This window comes from Clostridium acidisoli DSM 12555 (assembly GCF_900176305.1).
Classification (GTDB): Bacteria; Bacillota; Clostridia; order Clostridiales; family Clostridiaceae; genus Clostridium_I; species Clostridium_I acidisoli.
Genome location: NZ_FWXH01000002.1, coordinates 76,104 through 100,318 on the forward strand (window position 1 = coordinate 76,104; position 24,215 = coordinate 100,318).

The following is a 24,215-nucleotide window of genomic DNA, read 5'->3' on the forward strand; positions in this document are numbered from 1 at the left end:
CCTAAAAATGGTTAGAAGTGCCTGATTTTTTTATATAATAGTCAAAGTAATATTAAAGATCTTGAATTGGAAAATCTAATTGTTCTTCTGGTATTCCAAGGGAATGACCATATTTTAAAACTTCAGTCCAAGTATCCTTAGCATCATAATTAAACTCGAAGGTTTTATCTTTGAAAACAGCAATAATATCAGTGCCCGCCCAAAAGTGCATGTACCAATTCTCAAGAATATGTTTAGATAGTTCAAGTATTTCCTCCTTTGACACATTAACCTGATACATATGCCATCTGTCTAAAGGATTTTCAGCAAGGGATATATGAAGATTTTTAAAATCTAAAGAGTTCAGTATTCTATTATCATCAAGACTTTCTTCTACAATAATTCCAGTATATTCTTTATTCATAACGTGTATCTCCTTATCTCAGCTATAATAATTCAATTATATACCAGTAGTAACACTAATTTCAATACAAGTCCTTATACGTATTTGGGGGAATATGGTGTTAGACTACGTGTAGACATAACATAGATTATGTTAACTAATATAGATGTAAACTAGATATCAAACTTTTACATCTATTAAAAATATAATATATTTGACCTTTTAGTAAATAGGTAAGAGGAATTTATTACCTGGGAAATAATTGAATATAATCTTAAAAAACCCATCAATGAATTTTATATTAATGTTGAATTTACTTAGTAAAATATGGTTAAATAAATTTGGAAGGGAGTGACTGTATATGTCAGAATTAAAACAAAAATTAGTAGAGTCAATCATACATTCTATAATTGTAATGATAATCTCATTAATTATAACATCTGTAATTATTATTGATTTATCCAATATATTTTTCATGGTCATAAGTTTTATAATAGGAGTAATATTTTTAGTGATTTATATAAAAAAACCATATAACAAAGAATCTTTAATGATTAATAGTTGGATATGTATGATATGTGTACTTTTTATTGGAAATTTAATTGGTAAAATGATTCCATTAGCAAGTATAATTTCGTGTGGTATTGCTATATCAATAGTGGATATTATTAGCTTTACTAAAATTGGGTCAAAAACTTCAAATGCTAAAGTTATGTCAAATAAAAATTTAATGTCAAAATTAATAGTCTATAGTAAGTCAGTAAAAAATAATAATATCGTACCAACTAAAGGACTAGGTGATTTTGTATTTTACACCATACTGCTTTCAGGCCTATATAAGATAAGCAACAGTAATTATTATTTATTTTATGGTGCATGTTTAGTATTTTTGGGATGCGCTATAAATTGGATTATAGTTTGCTTTATTTATAAAAAGAAATGGTACAAAGGATTTCCAGCAACATTTATTCCTTTTATTTTATTGCTACCACTATTTGTACGGTTAATTTAATATCAAAGGAGAATATTATGGGAAAACTAAGTAGTATATTAAAGTTAAGACCTTATATAAAAAAGCACAGATTAATTTTTGTAGCTGGAATTATGGGCATGCTGTTAGGTTCAATTATTTCTACACCGATTCCATATATAATAGGAATTATCATGGACAAGGTGCTCATAGGCAAAAAGGGATATTCTCAGCTATATATGTATGTTGGTATAATAGCTATACTATATATTTTGACATATGTTGTTTCTATTGCTTCAAGATATATGTTTGTTAAAATTAACAATTTGGTAGTTAATGATCTTAGGTGTTCAGTGATGGATAAAGTTATGGAGCTGCCCATGAGCTATCTTGCTAATACTGAGAAAGGATACGTTCAGGGTAGAATAGCAGAATGTAGTTCAGTTGGTAGTATATTTTCACCGTCTTATGTAAGTATAATCTTGAGTTTAACTGATGCAGTACTGGCACTTGGAACAATGTTTGCTATAAACTATAAGCTGTCCATAGTAGTAATTATATTGACACCATTGTTTTTCTTTGCTACAAAACTTTCTATGGGCAACTTCATGAATAATACAAAAGAAATGTTAGAATATAATGCAACCCTAAATGGAGAATGTTTTGAGATAATTAATGGTATTGAGGATATAAAGATACTTAATGGAAAATCTAGTCACCTCAAAAAGTTTAATGATAAGTTATCTAAGCTTGTAAAAAGCAGCTTAAAACAAAGTAAATCCATGATTGTATTCATGGGAAATATAACCTTTATTAATAATTTTGGATCACTTTTGGTGTTATTGGTTGCAGGAATTCTCATTTTAAAAGGACAGTTTACAATAGGACTTTATACATCTTTTTCATTATATATAGCTAAAGTTTTTGGTAGTGTACAAGGAATAGGTACGCTAGGAACTATGATAAAACCAGTATGTTTAAGTATTGAGAGGCTTTACGAGCTTTTAGATATGGAGGATGAAAATACTGGAAAAACCTTATATTTACATGAACAAATCAGAAGTATAAAACTTGAAAATGCAACCTTTAAATATAAAAACAATACAAAAAATGTGCTTAACAATATAAATTTTGAAATAAGCAAAGGGGAAAAAGTTCTTATAAAAGGGGAAAACGGTTCGGGTAAATCTACAATCATAAAGTTATTGCTAGGTTTGTATAATGTAGCAGAAGGGAAAATATTATATAATGATATAGATATAATGTTAATTAACAATAAAAGCTTACGGGAAAGAATAGGAATTGTTTCTCAAAGCATATTTTTATTTAGAGGAACTGTTTTAGATAATATATTATATGGACAAACGGAGAAGAAGCTTGAGGATGTGAAAATACTTATAAAAAATTTAGGGATTGAAGAATATATTAATAAATTGCCGAAAGGTTTAGACACTGAAATAACTCAAAACACTTCTGGAGTTTCAGGTGGACAAGCACAAGTTATAGCTTTTATAAGAGTTATTCTCTTCAATAAAGATGTAATAATTTTGGATGAACCAATTTCAAATGTGGATGTTGAAACAAGAAATTTAATATTAGGAATTTTGAGGAAAAAGGATTTTGAGGGAATATTAATTGTAGTTTCTCATCTTCTAGAGGGCATGGACTTTATTAGTAGAATTATTGAAATAAAATAAATCCTTAGTAAATAAAATTGCTATAAGGATATAATAATAAATGATTTCAGGAGGAAACATGAAAGAGACAGCACTTGAATACTTATTGAAAAAACCTATATTACACATGTGTATGATTGAACCAATACGCAGAAATACAGCTGAGATATTATATTCAGATAAAAATACAGTGTTCATTAAAGAACAGAAAAGTAAGCTACATATGATATCTTCAACCAATTTTGAAAAAGGAAGACAGCTAATTGACAGCTTAGAAGAATGTAATGGCATAGCCGTTTGTCAGGAGTCTATGGCTGATTACATATTTAAAAAATTTAAATTTACCGAGAGATTACAATGTTTTCAAGCTGCATATATGAAAAAGGACAGGCTTATTGTAAAAAATGATTTAGAAATAAAAGAGATGAGTGCTGATGATGCTAATATTATTTCACTACACTATGATAAGCTTTCAAGAAGTGAAATAGAAGAACTTATTAAAGAAGGCTCTCTATTTGGTGGATATAAAGATGGAGTTCTCGCTGGATTTATCGGAAATCACTTTGAAGGAAGCATGGGGCTTTTAGAAGTGTTTCCAGAATACAGATGCTTAGGGTATGGAACTATCCTTGAAAGTTTTATGGTAAATAAAATGCTTGAAAAAGATTTAGTACCCTTTGCTCAAATTGAAGTTTTTAATAAAAAATCAATAGCACTTCAAAGAAAACTTGGGTTTAGTATATCAGAGGAAATAATGTGTTGGATGTTTTGAGACAATAATATAAATTATTCAAAATTAGCACAGAGTAATTTTAAAATTAGTTTGATATTTTCCTTAATTGGGATTATAGTTATTGCTATTATGATAATATTTTTAAATAAAGAAAATAATAAAAGAGGAGAGTTACAGCAGCTAAACATCAGATAAAAGTGTTAGAGGTGAATTTAAAATGAACATTCAAATATTTGGAGTGAAAAAATGCTTTGACACAAAAAAAGCAGAGCGTTATTTCAAGGAAAGAAAAATAAAGTATCAATATATAGATTTAGAAGTAAAAGAAATAAGTAAAAGAGAGCTTCAAACTATAATAACAGCTGTTGGTATTAATGAACTTATTAATACTAAGGCAAAGGAATACAAAAAATTAAATGTTGAACAAATTAGAAGTTCAGAAATTAAAGCTGAATTGCTTCTAAAAAACCCCAAGCTTTATAAAACACCAATTGTGAGAAATGGAAAGAAAGCTACAGTTGGTGTTATGATGGACATTTGGAAGGAATGGGAAAAGGAAGAATGAAGGTAAAGATGTATAACTTTTTGTTTATACATCTTTTATTTTGCTCAAATATGGATTAGAGAAAAAAGGGGGAGTATAAGTGATAAATAAAATTATAGAACATATTAAAAAACATGAAATATTATCATTCATATTTATAACATACTTATGTAGCTGGAGTATATGGTGGATATTATATAGTTCCTACATAGGAATTATTAATAAATCTTTACATAATGAGTATGTAACATTGTTTATTACGTTAGGTTTATTTATGCCAAGTACTATGTCAATAATTCTTACAGGCTGCTTATATAAAAGGAAAGGCTTAAAGCAATTACTAATTCGATTAACTAAATGGAAGTTTAATCCTATATATTATATAATTGCGATTTGTTACATGCCGGCAATATTCTGTGTTGCATTTTTGATTTGTAGTTTTTCAGGTAATAATCTAAAAATTAATTTTTATAAAAATCCTATTATAATCTTATTTTATGCAATACTTCAATTAGTTCTAGGAGGACCTTTAGGTGAAGAAATTGGATGGAGAGTTTTTTTACTACCAAGACTTCAGCGAAAATTAAGTCCATTTCAAGCCAGTTTAGTTATTGGAATTGTATGGGCTTGTTGGCACTTACCTTTATTTTTTATAGCTAGTACAGCTCAGTACGGTACATCATTTAAAGTGCTTTTAATAGCAACTATAGGTTATGCTATAGCAATTACATTGGTATTTAACAGAACAAATGGAAGTATGATTGCAAAATTAGAAGGATTTTGGTAAAACATAGAGAATAAAGTATTATAATATAATTATGGAAGAGAGTCCTGAGCAATGTTATATACTCAAGAATTAATATCAAGTAAAGAAATACAAAGCTATGTTCCTATTAATAGTAAAATAAATTCTAATATTTTTTCTATGTTATTAGATGATAATAAGGTGGTTGCAAGTTACAAAATGTATTGGCTTCTTGGAATATTAGAGGAAGTTGGTTTAGGAAATGTTGAAATACAATTTAAAACAATAATAGCTAGAATGATAGTTTATGCTTGGTATCCACATAGGCAGTATATGTTGAATTTTGGAGCAAGTGACAATTTGAAAAAGCCAATAAACTACATAGCCTCTAATTATGGTTTCTTAGCTAATTGCAATGAAAAAGAATTGTTGGAATTTATTGTTAACAATGAGGATAAGGAACTTAAAAAAATGCTTAAAGAATTAACTTATAATGTTCCATATAGGTTACTATCACCATTTTTTAACGAGATTTTTAGTAAGAATGACAGCGATACTTTAAGGCATAAAAAAATAATTGAAGCGTCACTAAAAAGTGAAATTTGCTTATATAAAATTATCAAAGGTAAAACTGATAAAATAGTAATTAATGATTGTTGGAGAGAATATCTTACGGAAAATTATAGACTAATAAAGTCATGGATATATTATAAACTTGTCTGCTTTTTACAAAAAAGAAATCGAAATGTACCAGCAATAGTATTTAAACTTGAAGCACCAAAAGATAGAAAACTATCAGAACCAACAAAACTTTGGAAAAAAATAATTGCTTCTAGTAGTGTCACAGACATTTATACTGGTAAAGAATTTAATGAAACTAACTACAATAATTTTGGCAAATTAAGTATTGATCACTTTATTCCTTGGAGCTTTGTTCTACATGATGAGATGTGGAATCTTGTACCAACGTTTAAGAATATTAATAGTTCTAAAAGTAACATTCTTTTACCTTTTGATAAATATATTGATGATTTTTGCAATATACAATACAAAGCGTTTTCATATGCCTGCGATAAAAAAGAAAAAAATATTATTGAAGAATACGCGAATATATTGAGGGTGGATAATCCATATGACTATTATAAAAATTGCACAAAAATAGTTTTTTCAAACAACATAAAGCAATGTATTTCACCATTATATCAAATAGCATTAAATCAAGGATTTCAGGTAGTTAATAAAGTATTTTTATAAATATATTTGATTTATTTTAAAGAAAGGTTTGAAATAAAATATGAAAATTTATAATAAATTAGTTAGAGATAAAATACCTCAAATAATAGAGGGTGATGGGAAAAAGTGTGATATTAGAATAGCATCAAAGGGGGAACAAGCAGAACTTTTGGAGAATAAACTTCAAGAAGAAGTTAATGAATTTATTGAGGATAAGAATATAGAGGAGCTTGCAGATATAATGGAAGTTTTATTTGGACTTGCTAAGAATTTGGGCTTCAGTGAGAAAGAATTGATTAAGAAAAGGGATGAGAAGAAAGATGAGAGAGGGGGCTTTGAGGAAGGGATTGTGCTGAAGAAGGTTTTGGATTAGTAGATATATAGACTACTATTTTATCTTTAAATGCTAGTATCATAAAAGTGATACTAGCATTTTTGTCTTTAATTACACGTTATATGGTTATAAAATCAAATAAATACAAATTTTTTAATAATAAAAAATATAATGGGAAATATGGTCAAATGGTGGTAAAATGGAATGTATAAAGTCATGATAATAATGTAAATTAAGTAATTTTAATATAATATGATTTTTATTGATACAGCATTTGTAGAGAGGAGTTTTATATATGCAGTTAAATATTGAGCAAAAAAAGATAATTCAAATAAAACCTAGTGGACATAGTCTTATAAGAGGTGTAGCAGGAAGTGGAAAAACTACTGTTGCGGTTAATAGAATACCTTTTTTATTAAATCACTATTGTTTGGAAAAAGATGATAAAATATTAATGGTGACTTTCACAAAAACATTAGTTAAATACATAAAATATATATATGAAAAAGATAAGATGGAAAACAAAATTGAATATCAAAGTTTGTTTGATATGGATGATTCCAAGTTAGATATTTATACATTGGATAAAATAATATATGAGTATTATAAAAAAGATAATAATAAAAACTATAAAGTTATAGTTGGTAATAATAGATATAATATGTTAAATAAAGCTATAATGGATTTGAAAAAGAAATATAGTGATGTAAGTATTTTGGATGTTAAAAACTCAAAATTTTTGTTGGATGAAATAGGTTGGATTAAGGCTTGTGATTATTTAGAACTTGAAGAATATCAAAATACAGATAGAATAGGACGTGCATCTAAGAAAAGTATTGATGGGCCACAAAAACTACTTAAAAATTCAAGAACAAGAGAAGCTATATTTAATTTAATGCAACTTTATACTGAAACAATTAAAAAAGAAGGGTATATTGATTTTGAAGATATGGCACTTTTAGCTTTAAAAAAGGTGGGCAATTCACCAATTAGCAAATATACTCACATAATAGTTGATGAAAGTCAAGATTTAACAAGAGTACAATTGGAATTCTTAAAACATCTGCAACTTGAAAAAGAATATTCAAGTTTTATGTTTGTTGCAGATACTGCTCAAAGTATCTATCCACATTCTTGGCTAGTAAAAGGCAGAAGCTTTTCTTCTCTCGGTTTTGATATGAAAGGTAAGAGCAATATTTTATCTAAAAGTTATAGAACAACAACACAAATATCCAAAGCTGCATATAGTTTGATTGAAAATGACGTTAATGTAGTTGGTGATGATAATTTTGTAAAGCCATCCCTTATAGATAGACAGGGAGAATATCCTGTTTACAAATCACTTAATAATGAAAAAGAACAATTCCAATATGTTGTAAATCAAATAAAAGATCTATTAAAGACTTATAAATTGAAAGATATAGCTATTGCTGCTAAAAATAAAAATCAACTTAATGCTATGAAAGATTATTTTGATAATGCAAATCTTCCATGTATTTTAATAGGAACAGCATATGATGATTTTGAAGGTGAAACCATAAAACTTCTCACTATGCATTCTATTAAGGGGTTAGAATTTAAAGTTGTGTTTTTAATAAGTATAAATGAAGGTATAATTCCTTATATTTCTTATGCCGAAAATGACGAACAAGAAATGCTAGAATCAATAGAAAGAAAACTTCTATATGTTGGAATGACTAGGGCTACAGAAAAGCTTTATTTATCCAGTTCATCAAAACCATCAAGATTTATTGATGAAATTCATCCTAAATATCTTAGAATAAATGGTAAATGCAAGCTAAACAAGCATTATTATATTTCAATTGAAGATTATGTTTTTAAAGATAAAATAAGTGATCTCTATTCAAATGAAGAAAAAGTTAGACAATGGATACTTAAAGAACTTGAAGATAATTATGGCTATCCAAAGGATTTAATTGATGTAGAGTATGAAGTTAATAATTTTTCTAAATCTGGATTTGTAGATATATGCGTTAACATTTACAATGGTAATACAAAATCAGCTTATATTTTTGCTGAATTAAAGGCTAAAGGTACGAATATTACAGCAGGATTAGGACAGTTGAAAAGTTATATGAGTAATTGTGCTACATGTCAGTATGGAATAGTATCCAATGGAAGTGAATGTATAATAATAAATAAAGATTTTGAAATTGTAAATGATATACCAGCATTTAATTCAAACATGCTGAAGCAAAGCCTTGAAAATAAAAAATATATAGATCTAAAGCGTAATAAAGAATGTACTATTACAAGTGATCCTGATTTTAAGAATGACATAAGTGTAAGTATAGATAATTCAAATAAACAATTTGAAGAAGATGAATTACGTTCTATTAATGTTTATAGCAGTATAGCCGCTGGAATACCTATTTACATGAATTCTAAGAGTGATGAAACAATTTTAATGCCTAAAGCTTGGTATAATTCAAACGATGAATATTTTGCACTTAGAGTAAAAGGTGACAGTATGATAGGAGCAAACATTGATAATGGAAATATAGTAGTTTTGAAAAAGCAAGAAACATCTGAAAATCGTGATATTGTCGCTGCAGCAATTGATAATGAAACTGCCACTCTTAAAAGATTTATGAAAATGGGTAATAGCGTTCTTTTAATTCCAGAAAACGATAAGTACGAGCCTATACAAATAACAAGTGAAGAAGCAAAGATACTTGGTGTTGTTGTAGGAATATTGAAGGAGTAATTCACAAAATGTGTATATTAAAAAAATTAGAATACAGAATTTTAGGCAACTTAAGATGTTGAGTTGGAATTGCAGAAAAATACAACTATATTAGCAGGACCCAATAATAGTGGTAAAACTTCTTTTATTTTGCTTTTAAAAAGAATGTTATTAGAAAAGAATTTTAATTTTTCAAAAGATGATTTTAATGCATATGAATAAATATATATGGTCAGATAAAATGTATAATATTTTAAAATCATTATATGCTAATAGGCAAAATAAAAAAGAAGATAAATTAATTAATGGATTAACGGATATGATGTTTCCTATAGAATATGAATCAGAATCAAAGCAAAAGGTTGCTTTGCCAGAATTAATTATAAAACTACAAGTAGATTATATTGATAGCGGTGATATATCGAATATTGCGAACTATATAATGGATCTTGATAGTTCACATAGTTCCATTTATTTTATAGAGTATATGGAATATTAAGCAAATATGCAGATGGAAAGTCAGAATTTTTTATAAATCAATTATTAAAACATAAAAAGCCTTTCAGAAGAAACAATATATAAAATTGCAACAGACTTTTTGACATTGAAAGCCTATAAGAGCTAGAAAAATACCTTAGAGAATATGAACTAACGTAAAATAATGGCAAAATACAGAGATAGTTAGGGGAACTAAGTATATGAAAAATGAAAAAGCACAATTGCAAGAAGAAAATCTTATTGATATAGCTGAAATACAATATAAATTAATAGAAACTTCAGAATATCTTGTAAACAACAAATTAATAGTAAACTCTAATGAAGGTAATTTGCTAAATGAATTAAAAAATTGTTTAAAAGAATACATAGGGTTTTATTTTAGTGTAGCATTTATAAACTTTAGTGGATTACAGCTTTTATTAGATAGTTTTAAAGATTTAGAAGAAAGAAATATAAAAGGGAGAATAATAACCTCCACATATTTGAACTTTACAGAACCTAAAGCTTTAGAAAGAATTAAAAGTTTAATAATATAGATTTGAAAATCTTTGTAGCAACAAAAGAATTAGGATTTCATACTAAAGTTTATGTTTTTGAAATGGAAGAGGAATATAAAATAATTATAGGTTCATCTAACATTACTCAGAGAGCTCTTAAAAGTAATATTGAGTGGAATATCAGAGCGATTTCTAAAAAGTATAATAATTTCACTAAGGAAATTTTGGAGGCGTATTTAAGTTTATGGGAAAAAACTTCAGAGTTAGATGAAAATTTTTTAATCAAATATGCAGAGTTTATCAAGAGAATAAAAGAAGATAATAAAAACAATAAACTTGAATTTAAAGATTATGAAATTATAAAACCTAATAAAATGCAAGAAAGGGCTTTAGAAAGTTTAAATAGAATCAGAAATAATGGGGAAAAACGAAGCATTGTAATAGCTGCAACTGGTACAGGAAAAACGTATATGGCTGCATTTGATGTTTTAAATTGTAATCCACAAAAAATGCTTTTTATTGTACATAGAGAAGATATTTTGAGAGATGCAATGAAGACATTCAGAAAGCTTGCTAAAAATAGAGATAAGACTATGGGGTTTTTTACAGGAAATAAAAAAGATTTAGAAGCTGACTATTTATTTTCTACCATTCAATCTATGAATATAAGTCTTGAGGAATTTGATGAGAATCAATTTGAATACATAGTTATTGATGAAGCACATCATAGTAGTAGTCCGAGTTATCAAAGGGTTATTAATTATTTTAAGCCTAAATTTTTGTTAGGCATGACAGCGACACCAGAAAGAAGTGATAGTGACAACATTTATGATATTTATGATAATAATGTTGCATTATAACTTCGCCTTAGAGAAGCAAATGATAGATACAGCGTTTTTATCAAACTATAACAAAATTCATAGTTCTTTCAGAGGAAGTGGGCTTATAACAAATGGAAATGAATATTTCATTTTTGTAGACTTGCACAAGGAAGAAGAAATAAAAGAAAGTATAAACAAATTGATGGAGTAGTACAACCATATATTTATTTGGGGAAAGGGGACACCGTAAAATATTCTGGTGAAAAGCCAATAACAATACTTTTTAAGTTAGAAAAACAAGTTCCAGCGAATATATATAGTGAATTTACAGAAAAGGTATAATCTTTTGTCAAGATTTAAAATATAAAATTATGCTATAATAATACTACTAAGAAGTTTAGGAGAGAATAATATGAAGACAATAGAAGTAGTAGCTGCAATTATAAAGCATGAAGATAAAATATTTGTTACTAGGCGCAGCTATGGTGAGTTTGAAAATTTATGGGAATTTCCAGGTGGAAAAGTGGAAGAAGGAGAAACTAAGGAAGAAGCACTTATTCGTGAAATAAAGGAAGAATTAGAGTTAAATATTAATGTGGATACATATCTAACAACAGTGGAATATGATTACTCAACTTTTCATCTTATAATGCACTGTTATATATGTACTAAATACTATGGACAGTTAAAATTAAATGCACATAATGATGCCAAATGGATAGATATTAAAGAAGCAAAACAATTTGATTGGGTTCCGGCAGATATACAGGTAGTTAAAAAACTTTTAAGTATTTAAAATAAAGTGATGTTTTTACTTATACTTAAAAACATCACTCTTTTTTAAGAAATTATGTAATCATAAATATCATCTCTAACAGGAGTATGAAGTGAATATTCAATTTCTACAGCAGGGTCGTTAGTTATATCCATATTGATGGCCGTAAAGTTTCCAGTAGGGGTAACTTTACCTAAAAAGTAGAATTCTTTTGAAATCTTATCATCCTTGTTTTTTCTTACAAATAGTGAGATCTCTAAGCCAGTTTCCTTAGAATTTTTTATATGCATAATATCAGATGAAGAAAGATTTCTAGGATGTTTTGATAGTCCTATTATAGTTGAAGGTGATATGAATCTATCTTTGTATCTTATAGAATCGCTTATATCTTCAGATTTATTATAGTTAATAAATACTGGAAAAGTATTGGTTGTTTTATTATAAGCATAGCCACCAATATTAGTTGCAACTACATTTTTATCCCATTCCAGTATTCTACAAACATCCTCATAAGTATATTTTTGATATAACTTAAAATTAGTATTAAGGTAGTTATCACTGAAATTTTTCTTAAACCTATATATTCCAAATTCAAGTAAATCTAATACATTTTGTTTGAACTTCTCGTCTTTTAAATTATCTTCAAAAACTTCTGAAATATCATAATCATGAGATGTTTTCTTTAAAAAAATACAGTTACTATAAGTAGTCTTTCCAGTACCAGTAGCAAAATTATTCGTAAGAACATTAAAAACGGAAATTTCTGTACTAGGCTTAAACATTATGTTGTAATTCAATTTTAATGTTTCTCTCAGTTTTGACATAAGATCGTGCTTATATAATATTGCAAGTTTAAGCATCTCTAATTCATGAATTCTTTTGCCAGAAGCAAGTTTCTTTGAAATAAATTCTATAAATAGACTTTGAATTTTTGAAAAGTTAATTTTATAATCTTTATCATATTTTTTTAAAAAAACATGATAGGAACCTAAAGAATTATTTTCAAAAATTCTTATTGGATCTATAGAGTTATATGTATCAAAGTCCATTAGTGATGGGATTTTTCCCATTTTTTGTTTTAGAGTGTTGTAACTTTCTTTTATGAAATTTATTGCATTAAAGTTTGTATTATCAATAGATTCAAAAATACGTTTCTTGGAAATTTCATCAAAGTTCACAGTAGAACAACCAGGAATTATTCTACTTCCTTCCATAACGTATTTTCTAATTGTATCTTTATTATAAGTATTATCACCTGATAATGCTATGGGAATCAAAAAATTATTCTTATAATTGCCTACAAAATCAATTACAACAACAAACTCTTTATTATCAGATTTTCTAAGACCACGACCTAGTTGTTGCACGAAAACTATTGCAGATTTGGTAGGACGAAGCATTATAATTTGATTTACAGAAGGAATATCAACTCCTTCGTTAAAAATATCTACAGTAAAAATATAGTCAAGATAATTTTTGTTATTACCAGCAAGTTCTAGGCGTTCAATTGCTTCGTCACGTAAGCTATTAGAGCTACTTCCATCAAGATAAAGTGTCTTTAAACCCCTATTATTAAAGCTGTTAGACAGTTCTTTAGCCTCTTTTATATTTCTACAGAAAACCAATCCCCTTACTTTATCACCTGAGAAACCGTAAAAGTTAATTTTGTCAATGATATGAGTAACTCTTTCGTTACTCACCAAATTGTGAAATTGTGATGCTTCATCTAAAAAATTTCCGTCTATTGATACATCTGTAATGCCGAAATAGTGAAAAGGACATAGTAGGTCCTCTTCTAAGGCTTGCTGTAGTCTAATTTCATAGGCAATATTATGATCAAACATTTTAAATATGTCAAAATCATCTGATCTCTCAGGAGTAGCAGTCATTCCAAGTAAAAATTTAGGATGAAAATAGTCTATAATTTTTTGATATGTATTTCCACCAGCTTTATGTACTTCGTCAATAATAATATAATCAAATGCATCTCTTTTAAAAGAAAATAAAATTTCATCTTTTGCAAGCATTATATTTGTAGAAAACAGAAAATTACTATCTGTATTTTTATAATTACCAGACAAAAGTCCCATACTTAAAGTATCTTCAAAAACATTTTTAAAGCTTTCTAAAGCTTGCTTTGCAATTTTTTCTCTATGTACAATAAATAAAGCCCTATGAGGATTAAAGTTTCGTACATCAAAGGCTGATAGATAGGTTTTACCTGTTCCAGTAGCAGAGATTAGGATTGCTTTTTTTATGCCATTCCTTCTAAGATTGTCTAAAGAAGAAATAGCAGCTATTTGCATCTTATTAGGATGTAATGTATATTGAGATATTCTTGGAACAGTGCTATTTTTAAGAGCTTCTCTTTGTTTTTTATATATTTTTTCATAAGTTTCTATCCATTCTATTGATAGAAAGTCAGCCTGGTTCCACATAAGTTCAAATTCATCTAATACCCCACCAGTTAAAGAACCTTCTTCTAAAGAGGATATCTTTATGTTCCATTCCTTGTTCTTTGTTAAAGCGGTTTGAGTTAAATTGGAACTACCTACTATAATTTTATAGTGATCACTTTTCTTAAAAATATAACCTTTTGTGTGAAAGCTATCCTTGGTATACATCTTTAGATTTATGTTGTCAAATTCTAAAAGCTTTTTTAAAGCCTTAGGCTCACTAAAATTTAGATAATCTGTTGTTATGATTCTGCCTTTTATATTTTTTTCTTTTAAAATTTTTAAGGTTTCTAAAAGTGGCGTTATACCACTATTGGTTATAAAAGCAACAGAGAACATAAATTCACTGCAACTATTTAGCTCAGATATGATTTCGCTTAATACTTTGCTTCCTTTGCTATAATCATTTATTAGCAGTTTAGGCATAAGTGCTAAATTGGAATTGATAACGCTATTAATTAGTGCAGTTTTTGTAGAGTCAATTATATCCCTGCTAATATTAGAATTATTGGTTTCATCTATAGACTTAAATGAAATAGATGAAGCTATATTGTCAGCTTTAATTGTTTTAGTAGGTTTGTCCATTTTATGTGCCTCCGCGTAAAAATTTGTATATATGATTAAATATAGTATACTATAAAGTAGATTTATTTATAAAGTATAAAATCAAATCCTATTTATATACTTTGATTGAAAGTAAAATTTCTGGATAAGTTTCCCAAAAAGGAACAATGAAATGAAGAAGGTACATGATGTATTGCAGGTAGTAAGCAAAGATGCAGATGGAAAAGCAGAACTTCCTATAAGTATGTTAGTAAAAAAGTTTAAATACCTTCCAAATAGTTATAAAGAAAACATAAAAAGGCTATCAGAAGAAACTTTAGACCTTATTGCTACAGATGTATTTGATATGAAAAACTTAGATGAGCTTAAGAGATATTTTGTAAAATAAGCTTATCTACAAAAAGGAGTGAGTATAAATGGACATTAAAAAAATGATTGCTTCTAAAAATTATAAAAGGCCAAGTGACGATGAGTTAAAGAAAAAACTAAAGGATATTCAATATAAGGTTGCAGTTGAAAGTAACACAGAAAGAGCTTTTTCAAATGAATATTGGGATAACAATAATATAGGAATATATGTAGATATATTAACAGGAGAGCCTCTATTTTCATCTTTAGATAAATTTGATTCAGGATGTGGATGGCCAAGTTTTACTAAGCCAGTTGTAGAGGAAGTTGTAAAATATAAAACTGATAATAGCTATGGCATGCTTAGAACTGAAGTAGTAAGTAAAAATGGAAATACTCACTTAGGTCATGTGTTTAAGGATGGTCCTAAAGATAAAGGTGGAAATAGATTTTGCATTAACAGTGCCTCAATAAAATTTATACCTTTAGAGGATATGGAAAAAGAAGGATATGGGTATTTGAAGGAGATAATATTCAAAGATGAGAATACAAAGGAAGATTAGTAGTTTATTAGGTGTTATGTGTTGGATTGGAGGATTGTAATTAATATGATAAAAATAATGTTTGTATGCCACGGCAATATATGTCGCTCACCTATGGCAGAATTTGTTTTAAAGGATATTGTTAAAAATAGAGGTATTGAAAAAGAGTTTTATATTTCATCTTCAGCTACTAGCACAGAAGAAATAGGAAATAGAGTACACAATGGCACAAGAAAAAAGCTTGCTAATTATGGCATAAGTGTGGAAGGTAAATATGCAGTGCAAGTAAGTAAAAGTGATTATTATAAGTATGACTATTTCCTAGCAATGGATAGTTATAATATAAGGAACTTGCTTAAGATATTTGGACAAGATCCAGAAAATAAAGTGTACAAGCTTTTGGATTTTAGTGAAAGCCCAAGAGATATAGCTGATCCCTGGTATACTGGAAATTTTGATGAAACTTACGATGATATAGTTCAAGGCTGTGAAGGTTTTTTAATGAAGCATAATTTTTATAAGTGGGGCTGACTTACCTAAGTCAGTCTCATCAATTCTTATAAATTATGCTGACGATTATATCAGCTTCTACTAAGGCAGTATTAGAAAGCATAACCTCAGGGTTACAGCTTGAAACTATATTCTTAATTAAAATTAAATCCTTTGATGCAGCTTCTAAAACTTTATCATAAATAGTGCATTTAAAACTACCACTTACAGTGTAAAAACAAATTGTTTCTAAATTTTTATTTGGTGGAGTTTTATATTCAAAATTAAGTTGGCTGTTAGGTTTAAGGCTAAGGTAAAGTAAGTCACCATCATAATTTTCCCTTGTCATTAAATTAAAGACAGTGGACTGGCCATAAGTTTTAGTTGTTAAGTCACCCATAAAGGCGTCTTGTTCAAAAGAAGTAAGTGTTTTCTTATACTTATTTTCATGGTCAAGGGTTATTTTACCGTCTATAACCATAAGTTTACGAGAAATGTTTGGCAGATTAGTAAAAGTAGATTCATCTATATCAATTTTAGCAACTCCTAGTCTCCATAAAAAGTTTTTACTGGCATAATCAGAATTTAATGGATAGGTTGTAAGTTCTGTAGCCATGCCTCCAGACCAAAAAGTGGGTTTATAATTTTTTTGCTTTAGTAAGGTTACATTATACTTCATATATCAATTACCTCTATTCTTATATTATAATATGTTTATATTTATTATAATAAATAAAGGTAATATAAAAAAGATATTTGGTAAACAGAAAGGGATCAATAATGAATAATAATTTAGAATACAAAAAGATATATTCAACAGATTATGAGATACTAACAAGGATAATGACATCTGCATTTAATGAAGATACCGCCATAAACACTAACTTAAAAGAAGATGGGCCTACAGGATATAATGATGGAACATTAATAAAAAAACTTAATGAGCAAGAGGGCTTTCAAAGTTATAAAATAATATATGAAAATAATATTGTTGGAGCTTATACAATAGAAATTGCTCACAATGATGAATATACTTTAGAAATGCTTTTTATCGATCCAACGTATAGGAATGAACATTTAGGAACACTTGTTTGGAAAGATATACAGCAAAAATATATATCTGCAAAGAGCTGGACCGTTGAAACTCCAGATTATTCAAAAAGAAATCACCATTTTTATACTGAAAAATGTGGTTTTACATTTTACAAAGAAAACATACACCCTAATGGTTGTAAGTCATTTGTTTTTAAAAAATAAAATTCTAGGAGGATATAAATGCAAAATTACATAACGAATAAAATTAGACAAGGTTTTTATTGTATAGAACAAGGATTTGTTCGTAGTTTTTTGATTGAGGGGGATAAAGAAGCGTTACTTATTGACACTGGAGTTGGCGATGGTAATTTAAAAGAATATGTAGAAAAAATAACCAAGCTTCCCATAACTGTAATCTTTACACATGCAGATGGTGACCATGTAGGAGCTGCAGAAAAGTTCCATCGACGATTTATGCATCCATGCGAATTTGGTTATTACAAGAGTAAGAATGAAAAGACAGTACCAATGGAGCCAATTTGGGAAGGTGATGTTATAAATCTTGGTAGCTATTGCTTTGAGGTTATACTCATACCAGGTCATACCCCTGGCAGTATTGCATTACTTGAAAAGGAGAAGCGTTTTCTGATTGGTGGAGATAGCATACAGATTGGAAGTATATTTATGTTTGGAAATGGTCGTGATTTTAATGCCTATCGTGCAAGCATGAGGAAGCTGCAAGGCAAATTGAAGGAATTCGATACTGTATATGCGTCTCATAATGTACTTTCAATGGAAGCAAATACGGTTAATTTGCTTTATACAGCAGCAGGCAAGGTAATGGAAAACAAAGTTCATGGGAAACCTGAAGAACGTTTCGATGGTAAAGTCAAGTGTTATGAGACAGATGGGGTATCTTTTTATGCAGAATAAAGGAACAAATCATAACTTAAGATTGGCCAATATAAACGACTTATCCAAACTCAAAGCTGTGTATGGAAACATAATTGATAATATGAACAGAAACAACATACAAATTTGGGACGAGATCTATCCGTGTCAGTTTTTTAGCGAGGATATAGAAAAAAATCGCCTTTATTTATTGGTGGATGAGAATGATGATATAGTTGCAGCGTTTGCATTATGTGAATCAAATGCTGGAGAAAGTTATGTGAAATGGGAAAATACCCATGACAAGGCATTATATCTTGACCGCTTTGGAGTTAATGTTGATTATTCAAGACGAGGAATCGGCAGTATAATGCTTAAGCATGCTATTACGCTAACTAAGCAGAAACATTCTAAATATTTAAGGCTTTTTGTTGTGGATATAAATAAACCAGCTATTAATCTATATTCAAAAAACGGATTTACGCAGGTAGATGGAGTTTATGAAGAAAAAATCGATGATGACATTATATTGCGCGAATATGGATTTGAAATAGAAGTATAGATGTGAATGCATTGGCAAAAGCATGGTTTGTTATTGAACAAATATAAAAGTAAATGGAGGTTTATAGATGTCCAGCAATAGAAAATTAGTTTTATATATTGCAACAAGTTTAGATGGTTACATAGCCACAGAAGATGATTCCTTGGAATGGTTGTTTAAAATTGAAGGTGAAGGAGATAATGGATATTCTGAATTCTACAACACAGTTGATACTATTCTAATTGGTAGAAGAACTTATGACTGGATTATTGAGAAAGAAAAAGGAAACTTTCCTTATAAGAATAAAAAGTGTTATGTATTTTCTAAATCAGAAAAAGGTAAGAATGAAAATGTAGAATTTATTAATCAAGATGTAGTAGAATTTACAAATAAAATCAAAAGACAGGATGGAGGAAACATATGGCTTGTTGGCGGTGGTGTTCTTCTAAATTCTTTTATTAAAGAAAGGTTAGTTGACGAATTTGTTATTACTATATCACCTACACTAATAGGTCATGGAATACCTTTATTTAAAAAAAATGATTTTGAGTTAGAACTAAAGTTAAAGGGGCTAAGGAGATTCAATCAATTTGTAGAACTCCATTACGAGGTGAAATAAAACAATTAAAATTTAATTCACAATTTTCTTATATTAATAATTATAGGTGGTCAATCCCCCAGATTGTGAAGTTAATGAAATAAAATGAACAATTATTTTATTTCATTAACAATTCAAAAGGAGTTAAAAATTATTTTTTAATAAATGATGTTAGTTTTTCATATAACATATTATCCATTTTTTTAACCACTTCAGCATTTCTAGGTGGTGCCCACTTGGTATAGTAGAATTCAAGGTAAGTATTGCAATTAACGTTTTCTCTTCCTTTTACGCCAAAATGATTTTCTGGATTATTTACAGTGTTTATTATCTCTTCCTTTTCTTCTGTTGTCAGTTTTTTATAGGTATCATAATGTACAACCCCGATGTTTTTAAGTCTTCCACTTTTATGGTGAGGGGCTTTAGTTTTGTCTTCATAACCCAATAACACAGCAGTAACAGGGAAAAAATGTTTATCTGGTAAATTTAATTCTTTATACAAATCAGCAAGATTTTTACGATATAAATGATGTATACTATTTGTGCAAAGAGCTCCTAGGCCTAGTGAAGTTGCTGCTATAATAGCAGTCTGCGCTGCTAAAACAGTATCAGTATGTGCAGTTAAGTAGCTAACTAAATTATCATTGTCACTTGGATAACCTAGGTGCTCTCCTATATCATGTATTCTATTAAAATCAACACAGAAAAGCAGTGCAATTGGCGATTTGTAACCACATTTAATAATTTTTTGCACATTATCTTCACCTCTTATTACTATAATTGAATAGCTCTGTCTATTTGAGGCATTTTGAGCGTTAACACAAGCATCTAAAATAATTTTAATTTTTTCATCTTCAATGGCCTTAGATGTAAAATTTCCATGCACAGCGTGTAGGTTATTTATTGTTTCTAATATTTCATTCATTATTATTCTCCTTTGAATCTTTTATTTCATTCATTCTATCTTCACATTTTTTTAGTAAATAAAATAGTTGCTCACTTTCTTCAGATGTTAGCACATCAAATGGACTTATTGTAAGTGGTTGAACTGAGGAATTAACACTTTGTAAAATCTCTTTACCTTTCTCCGAAATTAGTATTTTGTGAAATTTTGCATTTTTTTCATCTTTTTTTCTATAAATCCAGTCTTTCTTTTCAAGGTTCTTAATGATAACTGAAGCAGTAGGCCGGTCGCAATGCAAGTAGTTTGCTATTTCATTTGGTGATAGAAATTCATTTTTATTAAGCTCATTTAATAGTGCCCTTTGTTGAATGGTAATATCATAGCTAACCAATCTTTTTTGGTTAAATCTTCTCCACTCTAGAAAAAGCCATGCAATTTTTTCTGTTAGAATACCAAAATTTTTAATTACACTCACCTCCTATCTATAATTAGAACTCTAATTATAGATTATTCATTATTTTGTATTTTGTCAAGGCTATTATCATAATAAAAAAGTATTGGTTAGGAATTTTAAGATTCATCCGCATAATCAGTTATTGATAATTCTTGCTAGTATCAAAGGAGATGAACCCTGTGGTGTAATAAGTTTATAAACTTTTGGAGGTATGCTATAATAATTAAATAAAAAATAACATGTGCAATGAGGATAAAACTACTAAAAATTACATTAGTTATTTTGATTCCTTTGAAATTTTATCATTGACTTGAAGTGCACTTCATAGTTTATTGTAAGAGATGAGGTGAATACAAGGTGAACTATACAGCTAAAGAAGCAAGTGAAATTACAGGCTTATCTACAGCTGCATTAAGATATTATGAAAAAGAGGGAATAATTCCGTCAATATGTCGTAATGAGCTAGGAAGCCGCAAATATAGTAAAGAGGATATAACTTGGGTTCAGATGATTCAGTGTTTAAGGTCTGCAAATGTTCCAGTTAAAAGTATTAAGATTTATGTTAAACTTTTGCTAGAAGGAAGTAGTACTATTGATCAAAGAATTAACCTTATCGAAGAATATAAACAAAAAATGATTAAAGATATGGAATACATTCAAAATGGATTGAATCTGATAAATTCCAAATTGAGCTTTTACGAAAAAATTAAAAAACAAAATTGTAGTAACCTCACATATTTAGATGAATGGAAAATGTTTAAAGAAAGTGAGTGAATTTATGGATACAGTTTTAATTACCGGAACTACAAGTGGAATTGGCGAGGCCTTTGCTAAAAAATTTGTGTTAGAAGGTTATAATGTTATTTTGGTTGCCAGAAATCAAGAAAAGTTAAGTTTGCAAGCCCAAAAATTAGGTGCAAATAAAAATGTTAAATATATCACCTGTGATTTGAATGATGAAAATGCAATAAACATAATAGAACAAAGCTTAAAAGAATGGAATTTAACAGTAGATATCTTAATTAATAATGCTGGTTTTAATGAATGTGGATTATTTCATGAAACCTCTATAAATCGGGAACTAGAAATGGTTCAAGTACATATATCATCATTAATAAAACTTACCAAGGTGTTATTAAAAGAAATGCTAAAAAATAATTATGGGCATATTGTAAATATCGGATCAACAGGATCTTTTATAGCATCTCCTTCAGATGCAGTGTATTCAGCAACAAAATCATTTATACTTTCATTTACTAATGCATTAGCAGGTGAACTCCAAGGAACAGGTGTAAAAGCAACAATTATATGTCCAGGAGCTACTAATACTAAATTTGCAATAAAAGCAGGAATAGAAAAAACAAAATTATTTGGAGTAGCTGTAATGAGTGCAAATCAAGTAGTCGATAGTGTGTATTGTAAATTGCTTCGTGGAAAAAGAGTAATTATACCAGGCTGGTATAATAGAATTATGGTAGCATGTTCTAAGATATTGCCCGTTAGCGTTTTAAATAAGGTAACTTTATGGATGATGCAATAGGATAATAATACAATTTGAAAAGGGGATGTTTTAAAATGGTTTTATTGGTAATTGATACACAAAAATTAATAACAAATGAAGAACTATATGAATTTGATAGGTTTGTGTCTAATGTTAAAGAAATAATACATGAGGCTAGAAAAAATAATATTGAAGTAATATATGTACGTCATGATGATGGAGTAGGAAATGAATTAACAAAAGGAAATGATGACTTTGAAATATATGAAAAATTTCAACCGATAAATGATGAAAAGATATTTGATAAAACGGTTAATAGTGCTTTTAAAGAATCAGGATTATTAGAATATCTAATAAATAAGGGAGAAAAAGATATAGTAATCGTAGGGCTTCAAACTGATTATTGTATTGATGCTACTATAAAATGTGGGTTTGAACATGGATTTAATATTATAGTTCCAGCATATGCAAATACAACAGTTAATAATAAGTTTATGTCAGCTAAGCAAAGCTATGAATACTACAATGAATTTATGTGGAATGGAAGATATGCAGAATGTATTTCATTGGAGGAAACAATTAAAAAATGGATAGATTAAATAAACCAGTTATTACGGAAGAAACAATTAGAGAAATGGAAGATATGTCGTTTTTCACACATGCTAAGATTTTTGATGATTTACTAATTGTTGCACAAAAACAAACAAATTGTTTTGTATTAAAGACAAGTGATGGGCTCATAGTAATAGACGCTATTTGGCCAGTAAAAAAAGCTTTTGAGGCAATCATAGATGCGATTAAAGATGTAGGGTGGAATCCTGATACAATAAAAAAATTGGTATTGACGCATGGACATGTCGATCATACAGGCTGTGGAAGATGGTTTGTTGAAAAATATCATGTTGATACATATCTTTCTAAAGTAGATGATGTTTTTTGGAAAGAACATCCAACAAAACCTGATAGGCCGGAAACGTGGAAAGATTTCAAAATTGATGCTTATATTCAGGATGGCGATACCATAACATTAGGTGATAAAATAATATATGTTTACGGTACACCTGGTCATACTCCGGGAGGCTTAAGTTACATATTCCCTGTAAAAGAAGATGAAGAAATACATATGGCAGCATTATGGGGAGGCACGACACCACCGTGGACAAAAAATGGAGTGAAACAATATCTAAGGTCATTGGATTACTTTATCAGTGAAGCAACACGTAGAAAGGTAGATGTTGCTTTAAGCAATCATACAGCTGTAGATAATGGCCTAGAACGTATTATGTATTCAAAAACAAGAATGTACTATATGCCAAATATTTATATTATCGGGCAGGATGGATTTCAAAATTATTGTCAAATATTTCGTACATTGAGTTATGAGATGCTTGAAAAATTATAAATATGACACGAAGTCCATAAATTGCAAGTGCAAGAGTCAATAATATTACAGTACGGTTAAGGGGGGACAATTTATGGAAATAACTAAGTTTGATTTAAAAGATAAAAATGAATTATTAGAGTTAGATAGAGAATGCTTTGGAATAGATATTTGGGATGATGATTTATGGAAAGAAATTTTAGAGGATTTAGAACATAATATTATTTATTTAGTGAAACAAAATAATGAAATAATTGCATACTTAATGATATACAATTGGGGAAAAGAAAAAAATTATGTTAAAATTACCAACATTGGAACTAAAAGCTGTTTTAGAGGACAAAAATTAGCTCATAAATTATTAGAAACAATGATAAATGAAATGAAAAAAGAAGGAATGAAAGATTTTAGAGCAGAGACGAGAATTACAAACTATCCAATGCAAAAGGTATTTAGTGATTTTAATTTTATAAATGTAGAAACTTATAAAGGTTATTATGATAACCCTACTGAAGATGCATTTATATATCATTTAAATATATAAATGTGTTAACAAATTCCAAGTTAAGCCTGACATAATGCGAATTTGGAGGTGT

Annotated in this window: 31 protein-coding genes; 26 read left to right on the forward strand and 5 right to left on the reverse strand. The window is 28.5% G+C overall.

Annotation, left to right across the window (positions count from 1 at the left end; translation table 11 throughout):
• Positions 1-52: 52 nt before the first annotated feature.
• Positions 53-403 (reverse strand): hypothetical protein, encoded by a 351-nt coding sequence (locus B8978_RS00365; protein ID WP_084113298.1) that lies wholly within the window; start codon positions 401-403, stop codon positions 53-55.
• A gap of 340 nt (positions 404-743) precedes the next feature.
• On the opposite strand from B8978_RS00365, the gene B8978_RS00370 reads away from it, so the two are divergent.
• From B8978_RS00370 to B8978_RS00430, 14 genes are all read left to right on the forward strand, one after another.
• The gene (locus tag B8978_RS00370; RefSeq protein ID WP_084113299.1) at positions 744-1,394 is read left to right on the forward strand and encodes a hypothetical protein; all 651 of its coding nucleotides are present in this window, start codon (positions 744-746) and stop codon (positions 1,392-1,394) included.
• 17 nt (positions 1,395-1,411) lie between these two features.
• Positions 1,412-3,049: an ABC transporter ATP-binding protein gene (locus tag B8978_RS00375; protein ID WP_084113300.1), complete on the forward strand. Its 1,638-nt coding sequence runs from the start codon at positions 1,412-1,414 to the stop codon at positions 3,047-3,049.
• A gap of 58 nt (positions 3,050-3,107) precedes the next feature.
• Positions 3,108-3,800 carry a GNAT family N-acetyltransferase gene (locus B8978_RS00380; protein ID WP_084113301.1) on the forward strand — a complete coding sequence of 231 codons (693 nt, stop codon included), beginning with the start codon at positions 3,108-3,110 and terminating at the stop codon, positions 3,798-3,800.
• Between the two features lie 178 nt (positions 3,801-3,978).
• Positions 3,979-4,326, forward strand: a complete 348-nt coding sequence (locus B8978_RS00385; protein ID WP_084113302.1) for an arsenate reductase family protein — start codon at positions 3,979-3,981, stop codon at positions 4,324-4,326.
• Between the two features lie 79 nt (positions 4,327-4,405).
• Positions 4,406-5,092 (forward strand): CPBP family intramembrane glutamic endopeptidase, encoded by a 687-nt coding sequence (locus B8978_RS00390; protein ID WP_084113303.1) that lies wholly within the window; start codon positions 4,406-4,408, stop codon positions 5,090-5,092.
• A gap of 51 nt (positions 5,093-5,143) precedes the next feature.
• Complete coding sequence (locus B8978_RS00395; RefSeq protein WP_084113304.1) at positions 5,144-6,304, forward strand: HNH endonuclease domain-containing protein; 1,161 nt, start codon at positions 5,144-5,146, stop codon at positions 6,302-6,304.
• Between the two features lie 40 nt (positions 6,305-6,344).
• Entirely contained in the window at positions 6,345-6,656 is a 312-nt protein-coding gene (locus B8978_RS00400; protein WP_084113305.1) for a nucleoside triphosphate pyrophosphohydrolase, read from the forward strand.
• Positions 6,657-6,912: 256 nt separating this feature from the next.
• Positions 6,913-9,345, forward strand: coding sequence for a S24 family peptidase (locus B8978_RS00405; protein WP_084113306.1), 2,433 nt, complete (start codon positions 6,913-6,915; stop codon positions 9,343-9,345).
• 63 nt (positions 9,346-9,408) lie between these two features.
• Positions 9,409-9,546: an AAA family ATPase gene (locus tag B8978_RS19360; protein ID WP_139795934.1), complete on the forward strand. Its 138-nt coding sequence runs from the start codon at positions 9,409-9,411 to the stop codon at positions 9,544-9,546.
• Positions 9,539-9,823, forward strand: a complete 285-nt coding sequence (locus B8978_RS00410) for a hypothetical protein (protein ID WP_139795935.1) — start codon at positions 9,539-9,541, stop codon at positions 9,821-9,823. Before B8978_RS19360 ends, B8978_RS00410 begins: the two co-directional genes overlap by 8 nt.
• A gap of 199 nt (positions 9,824-10,022) precedes the next feature.
• Entirely contained in the window at positions 10,023-10,358 is a 336-nt protein-coding gene (locus B8978_RS20115) for a phospholipase D-like domain-containing protein (RefSeq protein WP_084113308.1), read from the forward strand.
• Between the two features lie 2 nt (positions 10,359-10,360).
• Positions 10,361-11,179 carry a DEAD/DEAH box helicase family protein gene (locus B8978_RS00420; protein ID WP_084113309.1) on the forward strand — a complete coding sequence of 273 codons (819 nt, stop codon included), beginning with the start codon at positions 10,361-10,363 and terminating at the stop codon, positions 11,177-11,179.
• 19 nt (positions 11,180-11,198) lie between these two features.
• A complete protein-coding gene (locus B8978_RS00425; RefSeq protein WP_176212558.1) occupies positions 11,199-11,351 on the forward strand; it encodes a DUF3427 domain-containing protein in 153 nt (50 codons plus the stop codon).
• A gap of 201 nt (positions 11,352-11,552) precedes the next feature.
• Positions 11,553-11,936 (forward strand): (deoxy)nucleoside triphosphate pyrophosphohydrolase, encoded by a 384-nt coding sequence (locus B8978_RS00430; protein ID WP_084113311.1) that lies wholly within the window; start codon positions 11,553-11,555, stop codon positions 11,934-11,936.
• Positions 11,937-11,980: 44 nt separating this feature from the next.
• On the opposite strand, the gene B8978_RS00435 is transcribed toward B8978_RS00430, so the two are convergent.
• The gene (locus B8978_RS00435) at positions 11,981-14,956 is read right to left on the reverse strand and encodes a DEAD/DEAH box helicase (protein ID WP_084113312.1); all 2,976 of its coding nucleotides are present in this window, start codon (positions 14,954-14,956) and stop codon (positions 11,981-11,983) included.
• Positions 14,957-15,107: 151 nt separating this feature from the next.
• Here B8978_RS00435 and B8978_RS00440 point away from each other — a divergent pair, with 151 nt between their 5' ends.
• Genes B8978_RS00440 through B8978_RS00450 form a run of 3 tightly spaced genes read left to right on the forward strand, consistent with a single transcriptional unit; the run spans position 15,108 to position 16,356 of the window.
• A complete protein-coding gene (locus B8978_RS00440) occupies positions 15,108-15,323 on the forward strand; it encodes a DUF4351 domain-containing protein (protein ID WP_084113313.1) in 216 nt (71 codons plus the stop codon).
• A gap of 28 nt (positions 15,324-15,351) precedes the next feature.
• On the forward strand, positions 15,352-15,846 hold the full coding sequence (gene msrB / locus B8978_RS00445) for a peptide-methionine (R)-S-oxide reductase MsrB (protein ID WP_084113314.1): 495 nt from the start codon (positions 15,352-15,354) through the stop codon (positions 15,844-15,846).
• A gap of 45 nt (positions 15,847-15,891) precedes the next feature.
• Entirely contained in the window at positions 15,892-16,356 is a 465-nt protein-coding gene (locus tag B8978_RS00450) for a low molecular weight protein-tyrosine-phosphatase (RefSeq protein ID WP_084113315.1), read from the forward strand.
• 19 nt (positions 16,357-16,375) lie between these two features.
• Here the strand turns inward: B8978_RS00450 and B8978_RS00455 are convergent, their stop codons facing one another.
• A complete protein-coding gene (locus tag B8978_RS00455; RefSeq protein WP_084113316.1) occupies positions 16,376-16,993 on the reverse strand; it encodes a HutD family protein in 618 nt (205 codons plus the stop codon).
• Positions 16,994-17,094: 101 nt separating this feature from the next.
• Between B8978_RS00455 and B8978_RS00460 the strand changes: the two genes are divergently transcribed.
• The 4 genes from B8978_RS00460 (at position 17,095) to B8978_RS00475 (ending at position 19,400) form a co-directional block, all read left to right on the forward strand.
• Positions 17,095-17,571: a GNAT family N-acetyltransferase gene (locus tag B8978_RS00460; protein WP_084113317.1), complete on the forward strand. Its 477-nt coding sequence runs from the start codon at positions 17,095-17,097 to the stop codon at positions 17,569-17,571.
• A gap of 18 nt (positions 17,572-17,589) precedes the next feature.
• Positions 17,590-18,282: an MBL fold metallo-hydrolase gene (locus tag B8978_RS00465; RefSeq protein WP_084113318.1), complete on the forward strand. Its 693-nt coding sequence runs from the start codon at positions 17,590-17,592 to the stop codon at positions 18,280-18,282.
• Complete coding sequence (locus B8978_RS00470) at positions 18,272-18,802, forward strand: GNAT family N-acetyltransferase (RefSeq protein WP_084113319.1); 531 nt, start codon at positions 18,272-18,274, stop codon at positions 18,800-18,802. The genes B8978_RS00465 and B8978_RS00470 overlap by 11 nt, the downstream gene beginning before the upstream one ends.
• A gap of 67 nt (positions 18,803-18,869) precedes the next feature.
• Positions 18,870-19,400 (forward strand): dihydrofolate reductase family protein, encoded by a 531-nt coding sequence (locus B8978_RS00475; RefSeq protein WP_084113320.1) that lies wholly within the window; start codon positions 18,870-18,872, stop codon positions 19,398-19,400.
• Positions 19,401-19,530: 130 nt separating this feature from the next.
• On the opposite strand, the gene B8978_RS00480 is transcribed toward B8978_RS00475, so the two are convergent.
• Positions 19,531-20,304, reverse strand: a complete 774-nt coding sequence (locus tag B8978_RS00480; protein ID WP_084113321.1) for a nitroreductase family protein — start codon at positions 20,302-20,304, stop codon at positions 19,531-19,533.
• Entirely contained in the window at positions 20,297-20,758 is a 462-nt protein-coding gene (locus tag B8978_RS00485; RefSeq protein WP_084113322.1) for a MarR family winged helix-turn-helix transcriptional regulator, read from the reverse strand. The genes B8978_RS00480 and B8978_RS00485 overlap by 8 nt, the downstream gene beginning before the upstream one ends.
• Positions 20,759-21,094: 336 nt before the next feature.
• Between B8978_RS00485 and B8978_RS00490 the strand changes: the two genes are divergently transcribed.
• The 5 genes from B8978_RS00490 to B8978_RS00510 all read left to right on the forward strand — a co-directional run bounded on the left by B8978_RS00490 (position 21,095) and on the right by B8978_RS00510 (position 24,163).
• Positions 21,095-21,511, forward strand: a complete 417-nt coding sequence (locus tag B8978_RS00490) for a MerR family transcriptional regulator (RefSeq protein WP_084113323.1) — start codon at positions 21,095-21,097, stop codon at positions 21,509-21,511.
• Between the two features lie 4 nt (positions 21,512-21,515).
• A complete protein-coding gene (locus B8978_RS00495) occupies positions 21,516-22,277 on the forward strand; it encodes an SDR family NAD(P)-dependent oxidoreductase (RefSeq protein WP_084113324.1) in 762 nt (253 codons plus the stop codon).
• Positions 22,278-22,312: 35 nt separating this feature from the next.
• Entirely contained in the window at positions 22,313-22,837 is a 525-nt protein-coding gene (locus B8978_RS00500) for a cysteine hydrolase family protein (RefSeq protein ID WP_084114389.1), read from the forward strand.
• The gene (locus B8978_RS00505) at positions 22,825-23,640 is read left to right on the forward strand and encodes an MBL fold metallo-hydrolase (RefSeq protein WP_084113325.1); all 816 of its coding nucleotides are present in this window, start codon (positions 22,825-22,827) and stop codon (positions 23,638-23,640) included. The genes B8978_RS00500 and B8978_RS00505 overlap by 13 nt, the downstream gene beginning before the upstream one ends.
• Before the next feature lie 73 nt (positions 23,641-23,713).
• Positions 23,714-24,163 (forward strand): GNAT family N-acetyltransferase, encoded by a 450-nt coding sequence (locus B8978_RS00510; protein ID WP_084113326.1) that lies wholly within the window; start codon positions 23,714-23,716, stop codon positions 24,161-24,163.
• Positions 24,164-24,215: the final 52 nt, after the last annotated feature.